Raw genomic sequence first — 20706 nt, forward strand, 5'->3', positions numbered from 1 at the left:
TCTGGTCAAAGTGTGAAGCCGCAGATCAGCCGCGCCGGGATGGCACGGCCGAGAAGGGCCCCGAGATCGAAATCGGGGTGGCCGGCCAGCACGCCGGCGGCGGCCTCGCCGAACGGGGTGCCGGCGAGCGACGCGGCGATGAAGGCCGCGTCGGCGGGACTGCAGCCGGTCACGCTCACCAGGTAGCCGTCGCGGGCGACGAGCGCCGTGTCGGCCAGGTCCCAGGCGACGCTGAACTCGCCGTCGTAGCCGGGCTGGTGGATCGTCCAGATGCGCACGATCGGATGGGCGGACTCGACGATGGCCGTGCCGGGCGCCCACTGGAAACGGATCTCGGCCTGCCGGTCGGGCTCGACCGTGGCCAGCGATGCCGGATCCCAGTCGGGCGCATCGGCGGCGCCGTAGGCACGGTGCACCGCCCATTCGAGGCGGGCGAGATCCGGCAGGTAGGGCAGGCTGCGCGCGTGCTCGAACGCCGCAAGGAAGGCGCCGAAACTCTCGCCGAACCCGGTGAGGTCGCCACTGGTCGACGGCGCGCCGCGCTGGTACTCGCGCGCCAGGCCGTGGAAGAAGTCCTCGCCGACCACCTGGCGGATCACCGGATAGGCCGACGCCAGCGCCTTCTCGGCCGCGGCCATCATGTTGGCGCGGTAGATCGCCATGCGGCGGTCGACGACGTCGCCGCTGCCGGCGAGCCAGCGTTCCATCGCCGGCGTGCGCTGGCGTTCCCGCAACGCGGCGGCGAAGTCCGCCTGGAAGTCGAGCAGCTCAGGCATGGGCCACCTCGCGCCGCGCGATGGCGTCGGCCTGCGCGGCCTGCGACAGCAGCACGTCGAGCGCGGGCAGGTCGGTGTCCCATTCGATCAGCGTCGGCTTCGGGCCGAAGCGGCGGCAGGCTTCTTCGTACAGCGACCACACCGGGTCGCAGACGAGCGAACCGTGGGTGTCGATGAGGCAGTCGTCGACCACGGCGTGGCCGGCGAGGTGCATCTGGCCGATCGAGTCGCCCGCCAGCTCGCCGAGCCGCGCGGCCGGATCGAAGCCGAAGTTGATCGCGTTGACGTAGAGGTTGTTGACGTCCAGCAGCAGCCCGCAGCCGGTGCGGCGCGCGAGTTCCGCGAGGAACGCGGTCTCTGTCATCGCGCTGTGGCGGCACTCGACGTAGGCCGACAGGTTCTCGACCAGGATGCGGCGCCTGAGCGTCGCCTGCACGCGGTCGATCCGGTCGGCCAGCAGCGCGAGCGCCTCGCCGGTGTACGGAAAGGGCAGCAGGTCGTTGAAGTGAACGCCACCGACGCCGCCCCAGCACAGGTGCTCGGACACCAGCGCCGGCTCGACGCGGTCGACCAGGCGCTTCAGCTTGGCCAGGTGCTCGCCGGCCAGCGCATCGGCCGATGCCAGCGACAGCCCGACGCCATGCAGGCTGATCGGATACGCGGCCCGCGCGCGCTCGAGAGCGTGCATCGAGGCGCCGCCGTCGAGGAAGAAGTTCTCGCTGTGGACCTCGAGGAAGGCCAGCTCCGGCCGCCGCTCGAAGACCTCGCGGTAGTGCGGCTGGCGAAGGCCGATTCCGGTACCTGACAGGGGTTGCACGATGTCGGTCACGACCGGCCTCCGTTCGATGCAGACGTCGAAGATTACTTCTTCGGCGCCATCATCGAGCCGCCCATCTTGTCGCAGGTGCCCTTCTCGACGTACTTCCAGTCGCCCTTGTCGTTGTCCTTGGTGGCGGTGCCGGCGCACGAGTGCGAGCCGGTGGCGCTGGCGCAGTCGTTGGCGCCGGCCTTGGCGATGCCGAAGCACTTTTCCTTGTCCGGCTGGGGGGCGGCCGGGCCGGCGTGGGCGGCCATGGCGCCGATGGCGAGGACGGAGGCGAGGGCGGTGCGGATGAAGACTTGCTTGTCCATTTTGGAACTCCTTGACGGTTGATGATGCGCGCCGATGTGCGGCACATCCGTCAGTCGCCCGACCTCGCGGATCCTTACGCGGAGCTCGAAAAGTTTTTCGAGGTCAATGCGCAAGCCAGTGTCGGACTACGGGTATCACCTGAGCCGGCGCGTCGCGCAGCACGAAGTGGCCGACGTGCGGCAGCGTCACCACCGTCAGCGTGTTGTCCACCCACTGCCAGGTGCCGTCCAGTGCGCCGGCCAGCAGGAAGGGGTCGTCGAGGCCGTGGATCACCAGCACCGGTGCCTTGACCTGGACGACCGGCGACGTGTCCGGCGCGTACGGCTCGCGCGGATAGTTCTGGCGGTAGTAGTCGAGCATGGCCTCGATGCTGGATCGCTGCATCGCCTCGGTGTACTTCGCGCGGGTGTCGACGTCCGACTTGTCCGGCACCGCGATGTCGACCAGCGCCGCGACACTCAGTCTGCTTGCGAAGCCGTCCTGCATGAAGCTGCGTGCGTACGCGCTGTTCTTCTGCTGCTGCGGGTTGGCCGCGAGTTCGCGCCTGAGCCCGCGTGGGTGCGGCAGGTTGAGGATCACGAGCCTGTCTACGAGCTCGGGCCGGGTCATCGCCACCTGCCACGCGACGACGCCGCCCCAGTCGTGGCCGACGACCGTCGCCTTCGCGAGGCCCAGCTGGTGCAGCACGGCGGCCACGTCGCCCACCATGTACCCGAGCTGGTAGTTCTGCTCGCCGACGGGCTTGTCGGAAAGGTTGTATCCGCGCTGGTCGATCGCGATGACGAAGTGGTCGGGCCAGAGGTCGGCCATCAGGAAGCGCCACGAGTACCAGTAGTCGGGAAAGCCGTGGATCATCAGGACCGGCGGATCCTTCGGATTGCCCAACGTCACGTAGTGGATGCGCACGCCGTCAGAGTCGGCGTAGCCGTCCACGAAGCGCGCGGCGATCCCCTGCGCGTGCACGGCGAACGGAAGCAGCAGGAACAACAGGACGAGGCGGACGAGCTTCATGGAGCGGGACCCGGTGGGTTGGTCTGCAACGGCGACGTGCTTTGTACCACCGGGCGATTCATGCGGGACGCCCATAAGTCATATGCGCCCCGGCCGGCTACTGCGAAACGCGCGCCGTTCCTACATTGGAATCAAGCCGGAACGTCTTCGGCTTCCTTCAATGAAAGAACGCATCATGACCAAGCTCGCCAACAAGATCGCCGTCGTCACCGGCGCCTCCAAGGGCATCGGCGCCGCCATCGCCCGCCAGTTCGCCGCCGAGGGCGCGACCGTCGTCGTCAACTACGCGACCAGCCGCGGCGACGCCGACAAGGTCGTCGCCGACATCGTCGACGCCGGCGGCAAGGCCGTGGCGATCGGCGCCAACGTGAGCGTCGAGGCCGAGGTGCGCAAGCTGTTCGCGGCCGTCAAGGAACTGTTCGGCCGCGTCGACCTGCTCGTGAACAACGCCGGGGTCTACAGCTTCGAGGCCCTGGACGCGATCACGCCGGACAACTTCCGCAAGATGTTCGACACCAACGTGCTGGGCACCTTGCTGGCCAGCCGCGAGGCCGTCGCGCTGATGCCGGCGTCCGGCGGCGCGATCGTCAACATCGGCACCGTGGCCACCGCGCTGGCGCCGCCGGCCGCGGCGGTCTATGCAGGCTCGAAGGGCGCGGTCGGCGTCGTCACCAAGTCGCTGGCCAAGGAACTGGGGCCGCGCGGCATCCGCGTCAACGCGATCAGCCCGGGCCTGACCCTGACGGAAGGCGTGCACACCGCCGGCATCGCGAACTCGGACTTCGAGCGCCAGATGATCGCGATGACGCCGCTGGGCCGCGCTGCCCAGCCGGTGGACATCGCGCTGCCGGCGGTCTTCCTCGCCTCGGACGACGCACGCTTCATCACCGGCGAGCTGCTGTTCGTGGGCGGCGGCGCCGGCATGTGATGCACCGGCGGCGACATGGCATTCGTGCCATAGTCGTCGCCGCCATGAACGACCAACTTGCCGCGCTGCGGCTCTTCGTGCGCGTCGCCCGCACCGGCAGCTTCTCGCGCGCCGCGCGCGAGCTCGAGATCGCGCAGCCGACCGCCTCGCGCACCATCGCCGCCCTCGAGAAGGACCTCGGCGCGGCGCTGTTCACGCGCAGCACGCGCGCGCTGACGTTGACCGATGCCGGCGCGCGCTACCTCGAACGCGTGGAGCCGCTGCTCGATGCGCTGGCCGAGGCCGACCACGAGGCGCGCGGCACCGGCGAGCTGCGCGGGGTGCTGCGCGTCGGGCTGTCGTCGTCGCTGGCCGTGCGCGCGGTCATTCCTGCGCTGCCGAGGTTCGCCGAGCGGCATGCGGCGCTGCGCATCGAGCTGCTGATCGACGACAAGCGCCAGGACCTGATCGCCGAAGGCGTCGATGTCGCGCTGCGTTTCGGTTCGCTGCCCAGCTCGGGTGCCGTCGCGCGCCGCATCCTGACGACGCCGCGCGTGATCGTCGCGTCGCCCGGCTACCTCGCGCGCGCAGGCACGCCGCGCACGCCCGAGGAACTCACGACGCATCGCGCCATCGTCGGCGTCAGCGGCACGGGCGCCGGCTGGACCTTCAGCCGACCGGGCCACGACGAGGTGACGGTACGGCTCGACGGCCAGGTGCTGGCCAACCAGAACGAGGCGGCGGTCGCGGCCGCGGTGGCGGGGCTCGGCATCGTCGCGATGACACGCGAGGGCTGCCGCGCCGAGCTCGAATCCGGTGCGCTGGTCGAGCTGCTGCCCGACTGGAGCCGCGGGGACATCGACGTCCACGCCGTCTTCGCCGGCGGCCGCGCCGCCAAGCCGTCGGCCAAGGCATTCGCCGAGTTCCTGATCGAGGTGCTGAATCCGGCGCGAGGCGTCCGGGCGGCCTGAGGTTCCCGCCGGAAGGCTCGAGCACCGCATGAAACCGCTTTCAAAACAGCGGTAACATTATCGGAGAGCCCCCAGCCGCCTTCCGGAGACGCCATGAACCCCGCCATTCCCGCCGCCGTCGCCTGCGCGATCGGCCTCGCCCAGGGCCCGGCCCACGGCGCGACGCTGGAGGTCCATACCACCGCGATCGACGGCAAGCAGCGCCTCGCGCTCACCAGCAGCGCGACGCTGGCGCCGGGCACGCAACCGCCGGAAGGCGACATCTCCGTCTTCGTCGATCCCGCCAGGACCTACCAGCCGCTGCTGGGCATCGGCGGCGCGATCACCGACGCCAGCGCCGAGGTGTTCGCCCGGCTGTCCGCCAAGGAGCAGGAACGGCTGCTGCGCGCCTACTACGACCCCGTGGACGGCATCGGCTACTCGCTGGCGCGCACGACGATCCACAGTTCCGACTTCAGCAGCGCCAGCTACACCTACATCGCCGAGGGCGACGCCGGGCTGACCAGCTTCTCCATCGCGCACGACCGCGAGTTCCGCATCCCGCTGATCAAGCGCGCGATCGCCGCGGCGGGCGGCCACCTGACGCTGTTCGCCAGCCCCTGGAGCGCGCCCGCGTTCATGAAGACCAACGCCAGCATGCTGCAGGGCGGCAAGCTCAGACCCGAGTTCGCCAACGCCTGGGCGCGCTACTACACGCGTTTCATCCGCGCCTACGAGCACGAGGGCATCACGGTCTGGGGCATCACGATCCAGAACGAGCCCATGGCCACGCAGCGCTGGGAGTCGATGATCTACAGCGCCGAGGACGAGCGCGACTTCCTGAAGAACCACCTCGGCCCCGCGATGGCGCAGGCCGGCCTGGGCGATCGCAGGATCATCGTGTGGGATCACAACCGCGACCTGATGACGCAGCGGGCGCGCGTGATCTTCGAGGATCCCGACGCGTCGAAATACGCCTGGGGCATGGGCTTCCACTGGTACGAGACCTGGACCGGCGGCGCGCCGATGTTCGCCAACGTCGCGGCCGTGCAGCGCGCCTGGCCCGACAAGCACCTGCTGCTGACCGAGGCCGCCGTCGAAGGCTTCGACCCGGCGCGGCTGCAGTCGGTGGCCAACGCCGAGCGCTACGGCACGGCGCTGATCAACGACTTCAACAACGGCGCCGAGGGCTGGACCGACTGGAACATCCTGCTCGACGAACACGGCGGCCCGAATCACGTCGGCAACTTCTGCTTCGCGCCCGTGCATGCGGACAGCCGCACCGGCGAGCTCACGTTCACGCCCAGCTTCTGGTACCTGGGCCACTTCTCGAAGTTCATCCGCCCGGGCGCGCACCGCGTCGAGGCCGCGAGCAGCCGCAGCAGCCTGGCGACGACGTCCTGGGCCAACCCCGACGGCTCGCTAGCCACCGTGGTGATGAACGCGACCGACCAGCCGGTCGACTACCGCTTCTTCGTCGGCCACGACGAGGCGCGCGTGGCCATCCCGGCGCACGCGATCCAGACGCTGGTCGTGCGTTAGGCGGCGCGGCCGGCCTTGCGCGCGATCATCGCGTCGAACGCGACCTTGATGCGCGCGATGTAGGGGTTCTTGAAGACGAACGGGCCGTCCTTCTCGTCGTGCACGAGCATCGTGGCGTTGCTCTCGAAGAAGACGACGCCGCCGTCGGGGCAGACGCCGACGTCGACGCCGCAATAGTCCAGCCCGGTCGCCCGCGCCATCGCCAGCACGGCGGCCTGCTGAGCCTTGCCGAAGGCCTCGCGCGGACGCGCGAGGAAGGCTTCCTCCTCCTGCTGCATCCAGGCCTGGTTGGCCATGTCGGTGCGGAAGTGGTGCACCATCCAGTCGCCGTGGATCGCGAGGTGGTAGGGCAGCAGTTGCCCATCGATGCAGATGAAGCGGTACTTGCGGAACAGGCCGTCCGCCGAGCGGTAGTCGACGTACTCGGTGACGTAGTAGAAGTCCGCCGGATGCCGGGCGACGAAGGCGCCGATGGGCTCCGAGCTCTCGATCTTCTCGAACGCGTCGCCGCCGTGCGTGCCGGCGGTGCGCAGCAGCAGCGGCATCGACAGGCTGTTCAACGCGCCGCAGGTCGCCGCCTGCGCGAGTTCGGCGGCCGACAGGCGCAGCGTCTTCGGGATGCGCGCGTCCGGCGTGCCGGCCAGGCGCGCGGCCATGGCCTCGCGGCTCGTGCCCAGCACCTGGCGCGGATGGTTGACGACGGGCAGGCCGAGGCGATCGGCCAGGTCGACGGCGTGCGGCAGGATGCCCGCGCCGTTGTCGGCGTCGCCGATCATGTTGAAGACGACCGCGCCGCTGGTCTTGAGCAGCTCGACGTGTTCGCTCGGCTTGTCCATCACGCAATAGAAGTTGCGGTCGTAGACGGCCTTGCCGCTGAGGTAGTCGACGGGCGTGCAGCCGGCGCCGGCGGTGTCGAGCATCAGCACCGTGAAGTCGGGCGTCGCCTTGACCGCGGGCTTGTGCAGCAGCGGACGCAGCGCCTGCGCGGCCTCGAACATCTGGCGCGCGCGCTCGTGTTCCTTGGTGCGCAGTAACTCGTTGCCGAGCGCGATCCAGCCGTCCGCGTTGCGCGGCTCGAGTTCGATGCAGCGCTGGAAGCATTGGCGCATCTCGACCTCGTCGCGGCCCAGCTTGCTCAGGAGCGAGCCCAGGCGCAGTTGCGCGGGATGGCTGTCCGGGCGCAGCGCCACGGCGCGGCGATGGTGGGCCAGCGCGGGTTCGAAGTCGGCGAGGTCGGACAGCGCCAGGCCAAGGTACAGGTGGGCGTCGAAGAAGTCGGGCTGCAGTTCGAGCGCACGGCGATACGCGGCCTCGGCCTCGCGCAATTGGCCCATTTCGCGCAGCGCGTGCGCGACGAGCAGGTGCGCCTCGGCGCGCTGCGGCTCGATCTCGAGACCCAGCCGCTGGTGCTTCAGCGCCTCGTCGAACCGGCCCAGCCGCGACAGCAGGCCGCCGAGGTTCTGGTGCGCGCCGGCATAGCGCGGGTTGACCTTGATCGCGCGCCGATAGCTCGCCTCGGCCTCGACGGGCCGGCCCGTGGCATCCAGCGCGAGCGCCAGGTTGTTGTGGCCGCCGATGTCGCTCGGCACGATCTTGACCAGGCGCGTGAGCGCGGTGATCGCGTCGGCGAACTTGCCTTGCTGCATCAGCGCCGAGCCCAGCGCCTTCCAGCCGAGCGCGTGTCCGGGCTGGCGCGCGGCGAGGGCGCGTGCGCGCGACTCGAGCTCGCTCCAGCGGCCCTCGCTGGCGAGCGTCATGATCTCGTCGGCGGCCAGCAGCGGCGACGCCGGCTTGCGCGCGGCCGGGGAATGGGCGGTCTTAGGCATGTTGGAGCTTCGAAAGGGAAGGGTGTCGGGTGGCGACGAGGTGCACGAGCTTGTCGAGGGCGGCCAGCGCGCGGGCGATGACGCGCGCGGCGGACTCGTCGCCGTCGGCCGTGGCCTCGACGATCAGGCGCGCGCTCAGGCACAGCCGCAGCGCGCTGACCGGCACGCCATCGCGGCTGCCGCAGGCCACCGGCTGGCCCAGCTGGCAGCGCGGGCCGGCGGCGTCGTCGGGCAGCAGGCGGTAGATGTCCAGCGTCTCGGCGCGCGTCAGCGGCACGCGCGTGCCGTCGGGCGCGAGGCGGTGCAGGACGAAGGGGAAGATGGTCGGGGTCGCATCCCATGATGCGTCGTCGCCGGCGCCGCGTTGCAGCGCGTGCACCTGCAGCGGCCGCAGCGCGGGCTCGGCCTCGACGCGCGCGCGCACGGCGGCGGCGAAGGTCTCGACGAAGTCGCGGGCCTTCGTGGCGGGCACGTCCGCGAACGCCTGCAGCTCCGCCAGCGCCGCCTGCCAGCGAAGCAGCAGGCCGAAGTTGGTGGCGTCGTCCAGGTGCGTCGCCGCGGCCCAGCCCTGCGGCCATTCGGCGCGCGCGCTATAGGCGCTGAGTGCGGGCGGCAGCGGGCGGTCGCGCCAGCGCGCGGTCATCGCCGGCGGAATGAACAGCGCGCCGCAGAAGGTCGGGCCGGCGAGGAACTTGGAGCCGGTCATCGCGACCAGGCAGCCGGTGTCGAGATAGCGCCGCAGCGATGCCGGCGACAGCCGGAACTGGCAGGCGTCGACCACCACGTCGAGATAGCGCGGCCAGCGCCTGCGCAGGCCCGCGACCCACGCCGGGCCCGGCACCAGCAGGCCGGTCTTGGACACGTCGAGTGCGATCAGCAGCACGCGGCGATCCGCGGCCACGGCGCGCACGACCTGCGACTCGATCTGCGCATGCACGTCGGCGAGCGGCCGCGGCGCGCCGTCGTCGTCGCGGATGGCGACCTGCACGACCTCGGGCGCATTGCGCTGGTCGACCGGCGCGCCGGCCACCAGCACCGCGCCCTGCGGCGAGGCCTCGCCGAAGTGGCGGCCGCCGAGCGCCGCGGCCACGCCGCTGCCGGTCTCGCAGGCATCCATCATGATCACCAGCGGCGCCTTGGCGCTGCCGCCGCTGGCCCACTCGGCGGCGATCAGGTGCAGGTCGGTGCCGGAGGCGGCCAGTGCGATGTCCAGGCCGGCGATGTCGTCGACGCCGCAGAGCGTCTTCAGCGTCGCGCGCACGCGGTCGCACTCGCGGCGATACAGCAGCTCGGCGTCGACCGCGCCGGCCTCGGCGAGCAGCTCGCCGCGCAGGCGGTCGGCGGCGGCGAAGCCAAGCGTGGAGATCGAGGTGGCCGTCGACGAGCCGAATGCGGCCAGGCCCGCGTCGGGCACCGGTGCGCAGCCGTACTTGTTGAGGCGGCCCGGCGCCACCGGCAGCAGGCGCTCGTCGCCGCCCTGCGTCAGCAACTGCTCGGTCGGCAGCAGCACGAAGGGCACGGGTGCGGCGGGCACGGCGCGTTTCGCCTTCGCATGCGTCAGGCGGTCGCCGATCTGCAGCGTGGCGCGGATCAGCGTGTCGACGTCCTCGCGCCGGGTCCGATGGTTGACGATGGCAGCGCGGATCGCGAATCGGCCATCGATCGTCGTCGACGACGGCACGCACAGGCCCGACTCCTGCAGCGCGACGAGGAGGTCGGCATTCGCGGCATCCGCGTCGGCACAGCGGTAGCGGAAGCAGACGATGTTGAGTGCCACGGGCGCCAGCAGCTCCAGCCGCGGCTCGGCCTTGATCCGCTGTTCGAGATGACGCGCGAGGTCGCAGGTCTGGCTGATCGCGCGGCCGATCCTGTCCGCGCCGTGGACCTTGAACGTGAACCAGGTCTTGAGCGCCCGGAAGCCGCGCGACAGGTCGGGTCCGAAGTCGCAGGGCCAGGGCGAGCCGGCCTGCAGGCCGCGGCTCTCGCGGCGCAGGTAGGCGGCGGGGGCGGCGAAGGTGTCGAGGTGCGCCTGGCCGTCGCGCACGATCAGGAAGCCCGCGTCGTAGGGCACCTGGCCCCACTTGTGGAAGTCGAACGCGATCGAGTCGGCCTGCTCGATTCCGGCCAGCAGCGGACGCAGCGCCGGCGCGAGCATGCCCAGCGCGCCGAACGCGCCGTCGACGTGGAACCAGAGTCCTTCGCGATCCGCGAGCCGGGCCACCGCGCCGAGGTCGTCGACCGCCCCGACGTCCACGGTGCCGGCCGTGCCGGCGACGAAGAACGGCGTCAGGCCGGCCGCGCGATCCTGCGCGATCGCGGCCTCGAGCGCGGCCAGGTCGATCTGGAAGCGCTCGTTCATCGGCACGAGGCGCAGCGCGGCCTTGCCCAGGCCGGACAGGTCCATCGCCTGCGCGATGCAGTTGTGCGCGCCGGCCGAGGTGTAGGCGACAAGGCGCGACTCCGACGCGCCGAGGCCGTCGCGCCGCACGTCCGCGCCCAGCGCCCGGGTGCGCGCGATCAGCACGGCCATCAGGTTGGCCATCGACGTGCCGGTGACGAACAGCCCGCTGGCCGTCGCCGGGAACGCGAACAGCTCGCGCACCCAGTGCAACACCTGCTTCTCGACCTCCAGCGGGATCTGGTCGCGGCCGCCGAGGTTGGCGTTCAGGCCGGCGGCCAGCATCTCGGCCAACGTGCCCACCGGCGTGCCGCCGCCTTGCACCCAGCCCATGAAGCCGGGGTGCGAGTTGCCGGCGGTGTAGGGCAGGATGTCGCGCATGAAGGCGTCGTGCACGGCGCCGAGGTCGGAGGGCGAATGCGGCAGGGCGGCACGGAACTCGTCGCGCACGTGCTGCGGGGCCGGTGTCCAGACCGGGCGCTGGCGGATGTCGCGCGTGAAATCGAGGATGTCGTCGAGCATGCGATGCGCCTGGGCGCGGAAGCTGGCCCAGTCGGTCGGGTCCAGGGACGCGCCGGTGTCATCGAAGTCGAAAGATGTCATCCCCGTATTGTTGAAAGCCGATTGAAAGGCGATCCGTCCAAAAAGCCGGTGTTCGCCGCCGACTTCGCCCCTAGCCAGCGCCCCCTCAGCCTGCGCTCAGCTTGCTACCCGAAACGCGGTAGCCCTCGGGAGACGCCTCTCCAACCGGTGCCCGGCGCGATGGCAAACTGGCTCGATGACGACATTGCACGACGACATCGCCGCCGTATCGAGCGTGGAACAGCTGCTCCAGCAAGGCATCGCCGCGGCAGGGCGGGGCGCCGGCGACGAGGCGGTCGCGTGGTTCAAGCAGGCCGTCGCGCTGCGGCCGGACTTCGCCGCCGCCCAGGCCAATCTCGGCTTGCTGCTTGTCGCGCTGGGCCGCCACGCCGAGGCCGAGGCCCCGCTGCGCATGGCGCTGGCGGGCATGCCGCGCGACGCCGCGCTGCGCAACGCGCTGGGCGTCGCCCAGGAGGCCTTGCAGCGCTTCACCGAGGCCGAGCAGTCGTATCGCGCGGCGCTCGATGCCAGCCCGGGCCTGGCCGAGGCGCACGCGAATCTCGGCAATTGCCTGCGCCGGCTCGGCCGGATATTCGAGGCCGAGGCCCATCTGGTGCGCGCGATCGAACTCAAGCCGGAATTCGCCGTCGCCCATTTCAATCTGGGCGTGCTGCTGCAGGACCGCGAGGAACACGACCGCGCGATCGCCGAATATCGCCAGGCACTGGCGTATCGGCCCGACTATGTCGAGGCGCTCAACAATCTCGGCAGCAGCCTGCGCCTGCAGGGTTTCGTCGACGAGGCCCGCGCCGCGTTCGAGAGAATCCTGGAACTGCGGCCGCTGCAGGTGGAGGCGCACTGCAATCTCGCCCAGTTCAAGACCTACAAGCCGGGCGATCCGCATATCGAGCAGATGCTGTCGCAGCAGCACCGGCTGCCGTCGCTGCCGCGCGAGGGCCAGGTCCGATACTGGTTCACCGTGGGCAAGATGCTGGAGGATGCCAGCCGCCACGAGGAATCCTTCGCCGCCTACGCCGAGGGCAATCGCATCAAGCGCGAAACGACGCCGTGGGACGAGGCGGCGCACCTGGATCTGCAGCGCCGGATCATCGCGACATTCACCCGCGAGAAACTCGCGCGGCACGAGCTGCCGCCCTCGGCCGCGGGCCCGACGCCCATCTTCATCGTCGGCATGCCGCGCTCAGGCACGTCGCTGCTGGAACAGGTGCTGGCGACGCTGCCGAACATCCACGGGGCGGGCGAGATCACCTGGCTTCCGGAAACCCTGCACGTCGAGAACGGCGACCCCGGGGCCGACGGCGGTGCATTCCCGCAGACGCTGGCCGAATACTCCACCGAGGAATATCTTCAGCTCGGCCGGCGCTATATCGAACGCATCCGGGAACTCGCACCGAACGCGACGCATGTCGTCGACAAGCTGCCGGACAATTTCCAGCACATCGGCCTGATCCACCTGATGTTCCCGAACGCGCGCATCGTGCATTCCATGCGCGACCCGATGGATTCCTGCTTCTCGTGTTTCTCGCGCCTGTTCATCGCCAACAATCTCGGCTACAGCTACGACCTGGGCATGACCGGCAGGTATTGGGTCAGTTATCACGAGTTGATGCGCCACTGGCACGACGTGCTGCCCGCGGGGCGCATCCTGGACGTTTCCTACGAAGCGATGGTGGGCGATTTCGAGAACCAGGCGCGCCGGCTGGTCGAGTATCTCGGGTTGCCGTGGGACGAGCGCTGCCTCGGTTTCCACCAGAACCGGCGCATCGTCAAGACCGCCAGCGTCGCGCAGGTGCGCAAGCCCATCTACCGGACCTCGGTCGCGCGCTGGAAGGCGTACGAGCGCCACCTCGGCGCACTGTCCGACGTCGTCAATGACTATCGCTGAGGCGGCTCACTCGGCCTGCGAGCGCAGCAGGGTCACGTCGCCCTGGGCCTCGGCCGCCCGCGGGTCGCGGCAGATCTGCTCGAAGTGCGCGCGATCCCGCGGCGCGCGAGTGGCCTCGACGCCTGCCCAGCGGTTGCGTCCGCCTTCCTTGGCGACATACAGCGCCTGGTCGGCCAGGCGCGTGACCTCCGACCAGTTCGCCAGCCTCGGCTCGCTCGCATGGAACGGAAAGCTCGCGAAGCCGACGGAGCAGGTCACGGCGAGCGACTTGCCGTCGCCGATGTCGAACTGCTGCTCCGCGACGACGCCGCGCAGCCGCTCGGCCAGCACGGCGCCTTCGCCGGCATGAGTGGCACGGGCGACGAGCAGGAACTCCTCGCCGCCCCAGCGGATGAGGAAGTCCGTCTCGCGGATGACGCTGTGCAGCCGGCGCGCCATCTCCACCAGCACCGCATCGCCTGCGGCGTGGCCGTACTGGTCGTTGACCGACTTGAAGAAGTCGATGTCCAGCATGTAGAAGACGAGGTCGTGGTCGAGCGTGGGCTCGATCGGCGACTGGCGCTGCTGGCGCTCGGAGCGGCGCAGCGTCAGCGCGATCTCGTCCTCGATGTGGGCCATCAGGAAGCGGCGGTTGCGCAGCTGCGTCAGCGGATCCGTGAAGCTGGCCTCCTGCTGCTGTAGATAGGCCTGTTCGAGCAGCGCGTTCTTGCGCGCGAGCTCGTCCTGCGCGAGCTGCAGCTCGCCCAGCGTCTCGCCCAGCAGCTTGTAGGCGCGCGAATTGTGCAGGCCGATGGCGCCGTAGGCGCACAGCGTGCGGAAGATCAGCCGCTCGCGCTCGCCGTAGACATGCGCCTTCGGCGACTGGATGGACATCACGCCCAGCAGGCTGTCGCCCACCACCAGCGGCGCATACAGCGCACTCGCGGCGCGGAACGTCCCCGGAATGTGGTTCGGGTTGTAGCCTTCCGGCGCCTCCTGGCGCAGGATCTCCTGACGTGTCCGGGCGCAGCGCGCGACGTTCGAGACCTCGCGGTCCATCGGGATCTGGCGCCCCGGGACCATGGGCTGGCCCTCGTCGATGCCGAACGCCAGCTCGATCGTGTCGCCCGCGGCGTTGAGCGCCCAGACCGAGAAGTGCGTGGCGTCCAGCAGGTCGTGCACATGCGCCTGCAGGATGTCGAAGACGGCCTGTTCGTCGAGGTGGCGCGTGATCTCCTGGCCGATCGCGCCCAGGACCTCGAGCGTGGCCGTCGTCTGCTGCAGCGTGGTCGCCAGCGAACGCTGCAGTTCGGCATCGGCACGCGTGCGCTCCGTCTGGAAGCCGATCTGCATCGCGATGGACCGGTTCAGCGCGGCCGTGCCGACCGTCGCCTCGCGCGCCTTCGCGGCCTGGCGCGACACCTCGTAGGCCACCGCATGGTCGCCCGCGTGCGCGTGCTCCTGCGCGAGGGCGTCGTAGAGGTCACCGGAGATCTGGTAGCCCTCGATCGACTGCGAGATCGCGACCGCCTCGCGCAGGCAGGCCAGCGCCGCGGCGTGATCCTCGGCGTCCGCCGGCGGCTCGCCGGGCGGCGTCGTGGTGTAGAGCCGCGCGAGCTCCATCAGCACGCGGATCTCGACGACGCGGCGCTTGAATTCACGGCAGGAGGCAAGGGCGTCGTGCGCCAGCGCCAGGGCCTCGGCGCGCCGGCCCAGTCCGGCCATCGCGGTGGCGCGCGCGAGGCGCACCTCCATCAGCATGTCCGACTGCTTGAGCGTGTTGGCGCGCATCTCGAGCTCGGCCAGCACCTCGAGGGCCTCGGCGTGCTTGCCCTGCAGGTTGAGCCCCTCGCCGAGGTAGTGCAGGGCGATGACCAGGCTGCGCGACTTGGGCGCGATGACCAGCATCCCGCGCGCCTCCTGCAGCAGCTCGATGGCGGCGTCCAGCCGCCCCAGCGGCTGCAGGATGCCGCCCAGCTGGATCAGCGCGCCGGCCACCGCCATCGGCCAGCCCAGGCGGCGCGCCTCGTCCAGCCCGCGCTGCATCCAGATCAGGCTGCTGTCGTGGTCGTTGAGGTTGGAGAAGCAGGCGCCGATGTTGGTGAGCGCGACGACCGCGCGCTGCCACTGGCCGCTCGCGACGGCATCCTCGTGCACGCGCAGGCGGTGCAGGATCGCGGGGCCGTTGTCGCCGTCGGAGAAGGCGAGATTGCCGAGGAAGTCGGTGACCCAGGTCGCGACGCCGACCGGCCAGGGCCCGCTGCCGTCGCCGAACGCATCGCCCCAGCGCTCGCGCGCCAGCATCGGATCGCTGAACACCGCCCAGCGCGCGATGGCGGCGCGGGCGATGAGCGTGCGCTGCACGTCGCCGAGGCGATGGGCCAGCGCCTCGCAGGCCTGCAGGGATTCGTCGCGGCGGACCGTGTCGCCCAGGTCGCTCGCCAGCGAGGCGGCTATCCAGCGCGCGTCGGCCGCGGCGGCGGTGTCTCCCGAGGCCTGGGCCGCGAGGATCGCGTCGTCCACCAGGCGCTGGGCGTGCTCGTAGTCGGCCAGGCCCCAGCTGACTTCCGCTTCGACCAGCGCGAGACGCAGCGCAACGGCGCGCGCGCGCGTCTCCCCGAGCTCGAATTGGCGCATCAGTTCGCGCGCCTCCCGGGCCAGGCCGATGGCGCGCTTGCCGTCGCGCTGGCGCAGGTGCCAGGCCAGGGGCACCAGCCCGTTCAGCCGGGCTTCGCCCGAGGGCGCCAGGGTGCGCTCCTGTTGCTCCAGGTCCTGCTCGTCGACGACAAAGGGAAGGGACACGGCACTCACGTTTGCCGGGATGCGTTGTGCATTTTCTGACTTTAACCCAGCGCCAGGACGCGATGCCGCGCGAAGCGGACAGATGGCGGCACCACGTGCGAAGTCCGCCACGGTGCGGGCGAGGGCGTGCGCGCGAGGCAAGCGCCGACGCCGACAAGGCGCCGAAGAGGGGACTGTCGGATAATTTTACAGTGATGGATGCGGCGTTTCGAATCGTGCGCCAAGTGGTTGATTTCATTGATGCCATCGGCACGGCACGGTTAGTGCTTAAGCCTCTTGACCAAACCGCGCCGGCTCTTTGCCCAAGCGATCCAACTTCATCAAAGGAACCACCATGAGCAACAAACTGGCGCGCGTCGCCGCCTTCGCAACGGCCATGACCGCCGCCGCCAGCAGCTTCGCCGCGGACATCAAGCCGTTGGGAACGCCGCTGGAAGACGCGCTGAGCCGCGGCGCGCTGCTGGCACTGGCCGCCGCCGGCCTGGTGATCGGCGTCGCCGTCATCCGCCGCAAGCAGGGTCGCTGAGCTGGCGTTGTCTGCTGGCCGGGCACTGGAGTCCAGTGCGCCGGCCTTTTTCTTCGCCTCATGACCTCCGTCGACGCTGGCGTCCAGCGCACGACGGGCGAGGGCGATCGCCGGGTCGCTGCCTACGCCGCCGTCGGCTGCGGCATCGCGGCGCTCGTCATGGCGCCGACCTGCGAGGAACTCGCGCGCACCTGGCGCGACGATTCTGCCTTCCAGTGGTGCTGGCTGGTCGTGCCGGCGGTGCTCCATGGCCTGAGCCAGCGCGTGCGCGCAAATCGCGCGGCACCCGATCTCCGCGGCCTGTGGGCCACCGTGCCGGCCGCGATGCTCTGGTGGCTCAGCGACCTGATGCACATCGCCGTGGTGCAGCAACTGGCCCTGGTGATCGCGTTTCATGGCATCGCTCGCAGCGCACTGGGCCGGCATCTGTATCGCGAGTGCTTCGCGACGCTCGCGCTGCTGTTCCTGATGGTGCCTTCCGCCGACGTGCTGCAGCCGGTGCTGCGGAACCTCACCCTGAGAGGCATCGACCTCTTCGCCGTCGTCGCCGGGATGCCGCATCGCGTCGATGGCTACGAGGTCGCGATCGGCGCCCAGCACTACATCGTCATCGACGAGTGCTCGGGCCTGGCTTCGGTGACGCTGTCGATGTTCCTCGGATTCTTCTTCGGGACGCTGCTGTACCGGTCGATCTGGAAGGTCCTGTCGCTCGCCGTCCTCGCAGCCCTTGTCGGTGTTGCATCCAACCTGGTGCGGGTCGTCGCGATCGTGTGGATCGACTGGGCGCGCGGTTCACAGATGAACCTGACGGCGCATGCCGAGATCCAGTGGCTGTCGGTGTTGGCGGTGCTCGTGCTCATGTTGTTCGCGCTGGCCCGCCTGCGAGGCGATGCGGCCTCGCCGTTGCCAGCGGGCGCGCTGCAGTCTGCGGTTCGTCGCCGCGATCGATTCGCGCCCATGCTGACTGGCCTGTCCGTCCCGCTGACGGTCTGGGCCTTGACCGCGACGGGACAGGCGTTGGGAGCCGCCTCGGCCGACAGGGATCGCCCCGGCCCGCAGGCCATGCTGCCGTTGCCGGCAACCTTGGCGGGCGCGGCCCGCACCGATGCAGGCCTGCGCTGGACAATCGATGCCGTTCACGCCACGGCCACGTCCGCCGCGATCTACCGCCGAGACAGGCTGGAGATCCGGGCCTCGGTCGTCGAGACCCTGTCGCCTGAGGCCAAGCTGCCGCGCTGGCAAATGCCCGTCGGTCCGTCCGGCCGCTGGCACGACATGCAGACGAGGCGGGTGATCCAGTGCGATTCGCACGGATGCGTCACCTACGGCCGGGCCATCCTTCAGGGCACGCAAGTCGAAGAACGGCGCGACATGGAGACGGCATACTGCGACGCCGTCCTGATGACCGACTCCGTCCTGCGGATACGCGCCGCGCAGGCCTGGAGCAGGCTCCAGGGACTCGCCGATCCGCAGCGTTCGGTGATGCTGGTCGTGGACGGGGATGGACTGAGCGATGGCGAGGCGGCGGGGGCGTTGCGGTTGCTTTGCGGGATGAGGCGTTGAAGGGCTGACGGTGAAGTGTGATTTGACATAACGCACATTATGCGCAGTACAAGCCACGCTATGCCTCCACCGCGCTGTGGGTAGCCCACGACTCCGCTGCGAAGTAAGCGGTAGAGTCGGCGCGTTGCCGCACCGCCTCCGACGAGCACCCGCCCATGAGCCCCAAGACCGCCGACATCGACGCCTGGTTCGCGAACGCCCGCACCTGGCACGACGAGCGCGCCAGGCTGCGCGCCATCCTCCTGGACTGCGACCTCACCGAACAGCTGAAATGGGCCAAGCCCACCTACATCCATGAGGGCGCGAACATCGTCCTGATCATGCCGCTGAAGGAGACTTGCACGCTGCTGTTCATGAAAGGCGCCTTGCTGAAGGATACCAAGGGCCTGCTCGTCCAGCCCGGCGAGAACTCGCAGTCGCAGAGGCAGATGCGATTCACGTCGGTCGGCGAGATCGGCAAGCTCGAGAAGGCGATCAAGGGCTTCGTCAAGCAGGCCGTGGAGGTCGAGAAGTCGGGATTGAAGGTGGCGTTCAAGAAGAGTTCGGATCTGGTCTATCCGAAGGAATTCCAGGACAGGCTTGACCGGAACTCCGCGTTGCGGGAAGCCTTTCTCAAGCTGACGCCGGGTCGGCAGCGGCAATACCACCTCTATTTCACGGGCGCCAAGCAATCGGCGACGCGGGAGGCGCGCGTCGAGAAGGCGATCCCGCTGATCCTCGATGGCATGGGCATGAACGATCGCTGATGCGCGATCCCGCGCGGGCTCACGCCATGAGCCTGCGGCGGCCTAGAGTCCGTTCCAGATCGCAGCCTGATCAAGTTGCAGATCCCGAGCCTCGTGATTTCAGCGACTGTTCACGGAGGATTCCGAGCCTGGCCCAGCGCCAGGCTTTTTTTTTCGCGCGTCAGTGCGCAGGCGCCCCGCCCTGCGCGATGCCATCGAGTTCGGCAACCACGTCCGGCGACAACTGCACATCGACCGAGGCCAGGTTCTCGCGCAGATGGGCCACCGAGGACGTGCCCGGGATCAGCAGCAGGTTGGGCGAGCGCTGCAGCAGCCAGGCGAGCGCCACCTGCATGGTCGTCGCGCCCAGGCGCCGCGCGACGGCCGACAACGTCTTCGACTGCAGCGGCGTGAATCCGCCCAGCGGGAAGAACGGCACGTAGGGGATGCCTTCGCGCGCCAGCTCGGCCACCAGCGCGTCGTCCTCGCGGTTCGCCAGGTTGTACATGTTCTGCACGCAGACGATGGGACAGATCTTGCGGCCATCGGCCACCTGCCTGCTCGTGACGTTGCTGAGGCCGACGTGCCTGATCAACCCCTGTCGCTGCAGCTCGGCGACCGCCGTCAGCGGCTCCTCGAGCGAGCCTTCCTTCGGCCCGTGCACGTCCAGCATGCTGCGCAGGTTGACGACCTCGAGCACGTCCAGGCCGAGGTTGCGCAGGTTGGCATGCACGGCCTGCGTCAATTCGGCGGCCGACATCGCCGGGTGCCAGCCGCCCTTGTCGTCGCGCCGCGCGCTGATCTTGGTCACGATGACCAGGTCGTCGCGGTACGGATGCAGCGCCTCGCGGATGATCTGGTTGGTGACGTGCGGCCCGTAGAAATCGCTGGTGTCGATGTGGTCGACGCCCTGCTCCACCGCCTCGCGCAGCACCGCGAGCGCGGCCGCGCGATCCTTGGGCGGCCCGAAGACGCCCGGGCCGGCGAGCTGCATCGCGCCGTAGCCGATGCGCTTGACCTTGCGGGCGCCGAGGGCGAACGTGCCGGCCTTGCCGATGTCGATCATGGGGAGTTCCTTTCGTGTTGGAAGCCAATGTAGCCAGCCCGTGCCTGCACGATAAGATGGCGCAATCGATACGGGTTGTGCGGAAAGGCGAACAATGGCGGCCGACCTGGGAGATCTCCATGCCCTGGTGGCCGTCGTGCGGGCCGGCGGGTTTCGCGAGGCCGCGCGCGCGACGGGCAGCAGCGCCTCCAGCCTCAGCGAGGCCGTGCGCCGCCTCGAGAGCCGCCTGGCGGTGCGCCTGCTCAACCGCACCACGCGCAGCGTCGCTCCCACGGAGGCCGGCACCCGGCTGCTCGAACGGCTGGGCCCGGCGCTCGACGAGGTCGAGGCCGCGCTGGACGTCGTCAACGGCTTCCGCGACCGTCCCGCGGGCACGTTGCGGCTGAACGTGCCCGTCAGCGCCGTGCGGCTCGTGCTGCCGCGCATCGTGCCGGCCTTTCTCGCCGCCTATCCCGACATCCGCCTCGACGTCATCGCCGAGGAAAGCTTCGTGGACATGCTGGCCGCCGGCTGCGACGCGGGCATCCGCTACGAGGAGCGCCTCGAGCAGGACATGATCGCGATCCCGATTGGCCCGCGCCAGCAACGCGCCGCGACGGCCGCGTCGCCCGCCTACCTCGCCCGCCACGGCCGCCCCGCGCACCCGCGCGAGCTGCTCCAACACGCCTGCATGTGCGGACGCTTCCCCAGCGGCGCGACGCCGGCGTGGGAGTTCGAGCGCGACGGCGAGGTCGTCAAGATCGAGCCGACCGGCCCGCTCACCGTGCGCATCGGCACGGCCACCGATCTGGCGGTCGACGCGGCGATCGGCGGCAGCGGCGTCGTCCACCTGTTCGAGGCGTGGTTGCAGCCGCACTTCGACAGCGGCGCGCTCGAGCCCATCCTGCAGGACTGGTGGCGCCCGTTCACCGGGCCCTTCCTGTACTACCCGAGCCGGCGCTACATGCCCGCGCCGCTGCGCGCGTTCATCGACTTCATCAGCCGCAACGAAGCGGACTGAGCGGGTCGCCCGGCG

At 69.9% G+C, this 20706-nt stretch carries 16 protein-coding genes; 8 read left to right on the plus strand and 8 right to left on the minus strand.

Features of this window, described 5'->3' with window-relative positions:
* Nucleotides 1-5: 5 nt before the first annotated feature.
* From LPC04_RS10880 to LPC04_RS10895, 4 genes are all read right to left on the minus strand, one after another.
* Complete coding sequence (locus LPC04_RS10880; protein WP_275682241.1) at nt 6-776, minus strand: DNA-binding domain-containing protein; 771 nt, start codon at nt 774-776, stop codon at nt 6-8.
* Complete coding sequence (gene bufB / locus LPC04_RS10885; RefSeq protein ID WP_275682242.1) at nt 769-1605, minus strand: MNIO family bufferin maturase; 837 nt, start codon at nt 1603-1605, stop codon at nt 769-771. The genes LPC04_RS10880 and bufB overlap by 8 nt, the downstream gene beginning before the upstream one ends.
* A gap of 32 nt (nt 1606-1637) precedes the next feature.
* Nucleotides 1638-1907, minus strand: coding sequence for a BufA1 family periplasmic bufferin-type metallophore (locus tag LPC04_RS10890; RefSeq protein WP_275682243.1), 270 nt, complete (start codon nt 1905-1907; stop codon nt 1638-1640).
* A 103-nt stretch (nt 1908-2010) separates the two neighbouring features.
* Nucleotides 2011-2919 (minus strand): alpha/beta fold hydrolase, encoded by a 909-nt coding sequence (locus LPC04_RS10895; RefSeq protein WP_275682244.1) that lies wholly within the window; start codon nt 2917-2919, stop codon nt 2011-2013.
* A 175-nt stretch (nt 2920-3094) separates the two neighbouring features.
* On the opposite strand from LPC04_RS10895, the gene LPC04_RS10900 reads away from it, so the two are divergent.
* The 3 genes from LPC04_RS10900 to LPC04_RS10910 all read left to right on the plus strand — a co-directional run bounded on the left by LPC04_RS10900 (nt 3095) and on the right by LPC04_RS10910 (nt 6318).
* Nucleotides 3095-3847 (plus strand): SDR family NAD(P)-dependent oxidoreductase, encoded by a 753-nt coding sequence (locus LPC04_RS10900; RefSeq protein WP_275682659.1) that lies wholly within the window; start codon nt 3095-3097, stop codon nt 3845-3847.
* Nucleotides 3848-3891: 44 nt separating this feature from the next.
* Nucleotides 3892-4797, plus strand: a complete 906-nt coding sequence (locus LPC04_RS10905) for a LysR family transcriptional regulator (RefSeq protein WP_275682245.1) — start codon at nt 3892-3894, stop codon at nt 4795-4797.
* A gap of 93 nt (nt 4798-4890) precedes the next feature.
* Complete coding sequence (locus LPC04_RS10910; protein WP_275682246.1) at nt 4891-6318, plus strand: glycoside hydrolase family 30 protein; 1428 nt, start codon at nt 4891-4893, stop codon at nt 6316-6318.
* Here LPC04_RS10910 and LPC04_RS10915 read toward each other — a convergent pair.
* Together LPC04_RS10915 and LPC04_RS10920 are read right to left on the minus strand one after the other, a co-directional pair.
* Nucleotides 6315-8144 (minus strand): tetratricopeptide repeat protein, encoded by a 1830-nt coding sequence (locus tag LPC04_RS10915; protein ID WP_275682247.1) that lies wholly within the window; start codon nt 8142-8144, stop codon nt 6315-6317. The genes LPC04_RS10910 and LPC04_RS10915 overlap by 4 nt on opposite strands.
* A complete protein-coding gene (locus LPC04_RS10920; RefSeq protein WP_275682248.1) occupies nt 8137-11145 on the minus strand; it encodes a pyridoxal phosphate-dependent decarboxylase family protein in 3009 nt (1002 codons plus the stop codon). The genes LPC04_RS10915 and LPC04_RS10920 overlap by 8 nt, the downstream gene beginning before the upstream one ends.
* 175 nt (nt 11146-11320) lie before the next feature.
* Here LPC04_RS10920 and LPC04_RS10930 point away from each other — a divergent pair, with 175 nt between their 5' ends.
* Nucleotides 11321-13030: a tetratricopeptide repeat-containing sulfotransferase family protein gene (locus tag LPC04_RS10930; protein WP_420854713.1), complete on the plus strand. Its 1710-nt coding sequence runs from the start codon at nt 11321-11323 to the stop codon at nt 13028-13030.
* Between the two features lie 6 nt (nt 13031-13036).
* On the opposite strand, the gene LPC04_RS10935 is transcribed toward LPC04_RS10930, so the two are convergent.
* Nucleotides 13037-15811, minus strand: a complete 2775-nt coding sequence (locus tag LPC04_RS10935; RefSeq protein ID WP_275682251.1) for a GGDEF domain-containing protein — start codon at nt 15809-15811, stop codon at nt 13037-13039.
* Between the two features lie 334 nt (nt 15812-16145).
* Between LPC04_RS10935 and LPC04_RS10940 the strand changes: the two genes are divergently transcribed.
* The 3 genes from LPC04_RS10940 to LPC04_RS10950 all read left to right on the plus strand — a co-directional run bounded on the left by LPC04_RS10940 (nt 16146) and on the right by LPC04_RS10950 (nt 18646).
* On the plus strand, nt 16146-16337 hold the full coding sequence (locus tag LPC04_RS10940; RefSeq protein WP_275682252.1) for a hypothetical protein: 192 nt from the start codon (nt 16146-16148) through the stop codon (nt 16335-16337).
* 60 nt (nt 16338-16397) lie between these two features.
* Nucleotides 16398-17900: an exosortase/archaeosortase family protein gene (locus LPC04_RS10945; protein ID WP_275682253.1), complete on the plus strand. Its 1503-nt coding sequence runs from the start codon at nt 16398-16400 to the stop codon at nt 17898-17900.
* Nucleotides 17901-18055: 155 nt separating this feature from the next.
* The gene (locus LPC04_RS10950) at nt 18056-18646 is read left to right on the plus strand and encodes a YdeI/OmpD-associated family protein (protein WP_275682254.1); all 591 of its coding nucleotides are present in this window, start codon (nt 18056-18058) and stop codon (nt 18644-18646) included.
* Between the two features lie 160 nt (nt 18647-18806).
* Here LPC04_RS10950 and LPC04_RS10955 read toward each other — a convergent pair whose 3' ends face one another.
* Entirely contained in the window at nt 18807-19691 is an 885-nt protein-coding gene (locus LPC04_RS10955) for an aldo/keto reductase family oxidoreductase (protein WP_275682255.1), read from the minus strand.
* Between the two features lie 94 nt (nt 19692-19785).
* Here LPC04_RS10955 and LPC04_RS10960 point away from each other — a divergent pair, with 94 nt between their 5' ends.
* Nucleotides 19786-20691 (plus strand): LysR family transcriptional regulator, encoded by a 906-nt coding sequence (locus tag LPC04_RS10960; RefSeq protein WP_275682256.1) that lies wholly within the window; start codon nt 19786-19788, stop codon nt 20689-20691.
* Nucleotides 20692-20706: the final 15 nt, after the last annotated feature.

The sequence above is a fragment of the Scleromatobacter humisilvae genome, assembly GCF_023231945.1.
Classification (GTDB): domain Bacteria; phylum Pseudomonadota; class Gammaproteobacteria; order Burkholderiales; family Burkholderiaceae_C; genus Scleromatobacter; species Scleromatobacter humisilvae.

Excerpts from the sequence above, each read along its gene's own strand:
- LPC04_RS10880 (WP_275682241.1), bottom strand. The coding sequence starts at position 776 with ATGCCTGAGCTGCTCGACTTCCAGGCGGACTTCGCCGCCGCGTTGCGG.
- LPC04_RS10890 (WP_275682243.1), bottom strand. The coding sequence starts at position 1,907 with ATGGACAAGCAAGTCTTCATCCGCACCGCCCTCGCCTCCGTCCTCGCC.
- LPC04_RS10895 (WP_275682244.1), bottom strand. The coding sequence starts at position 2,919 with ATGAAGCTCGTCCGCCTCGTCCTGTTGTTCCTGCTGCTTCCGTTCGCC.
- LPC04_RS10900 (WP_275682659.1), top strand. The coding sequence starts at position 3,095 with ATGACCAAGCTCGCCAACAAGATCGCCGTCGTCACCGGCGCCTCCAAG.
- LPC04_RS10905 (WP_275682245.1), top strand. The coding sequence starts at position 3,892 with ATGAACGACCAACTTGCCGCGCTGCGGCTCTTCGTGCGCGTCGCCCGC.
- LPC04_RS10910 (WP_275682246.1), top strand. The coding sequence starts at position 4,891 with ATGAACCCCGCCATTCCCGCCGCCGTCGCCTGCGCGATCGGCCTCGCC.
- LPC04_RS10915 (WP_275682247.1), bottom strand. The coding sequence starts at position 8,144 with ATGCCTAAGACCGCCCATTCCCCGGCCGCGCGCAAGCCGGCGTCGCCG.
- LPC04_RS10920 (WP_275682248.1), bottom strand. The coding sequence starts at position 11,145 with ATGACATCTTTCGACTTCGATGACACCGGCGCGTCCCTGGACCCGACC.
- LPC04_RS10930 (WP_420854713.1), top strand. The coding sequence starts at position 11,321 with ATGACGACATTGCACGACGACATCGCCGCCGTATCGAGCGTGGAACAG.
- LPC04_RS10940 (WP_275682252.1), top strand. The coding sequence starts at position 16,146 with ATGAGCAACAAACTGGCGCGCGTCGCCGCCTTCGCAACGGCCATGACC.
- LPC04_RS10945 (WP_275682253.1), top strand. The coding sequence starts at position 16,398 with ATGACCTCCGTCGACGCTGGCGTCCAGCGCACGACGGGCGAGGGCGAT.
- LPC04_RS10950 (WP_275682254.1), top strand. The coding sequence starts at position 18,056 with ATGAGCCCCAAGACCGCCGACATCGACGCCTGGTTCGCGAACGCCCGC.
- LPC04_RS10955 (WP_275682255.1), bottom strand. The coding sequence starts at position 19,691 with ATGATCGACATCGGCAAGGCCGGCACGTTCGCCCTCGGCGCCCGCAAG.
- LPC04_RS10960 (WP_275682256.1), top strand. The coding sequence starts at position 19,786 with ATGGCGGCCGACCTGGGAGATCTCCATGCCCTGGTGGCCGTCGTGCGG.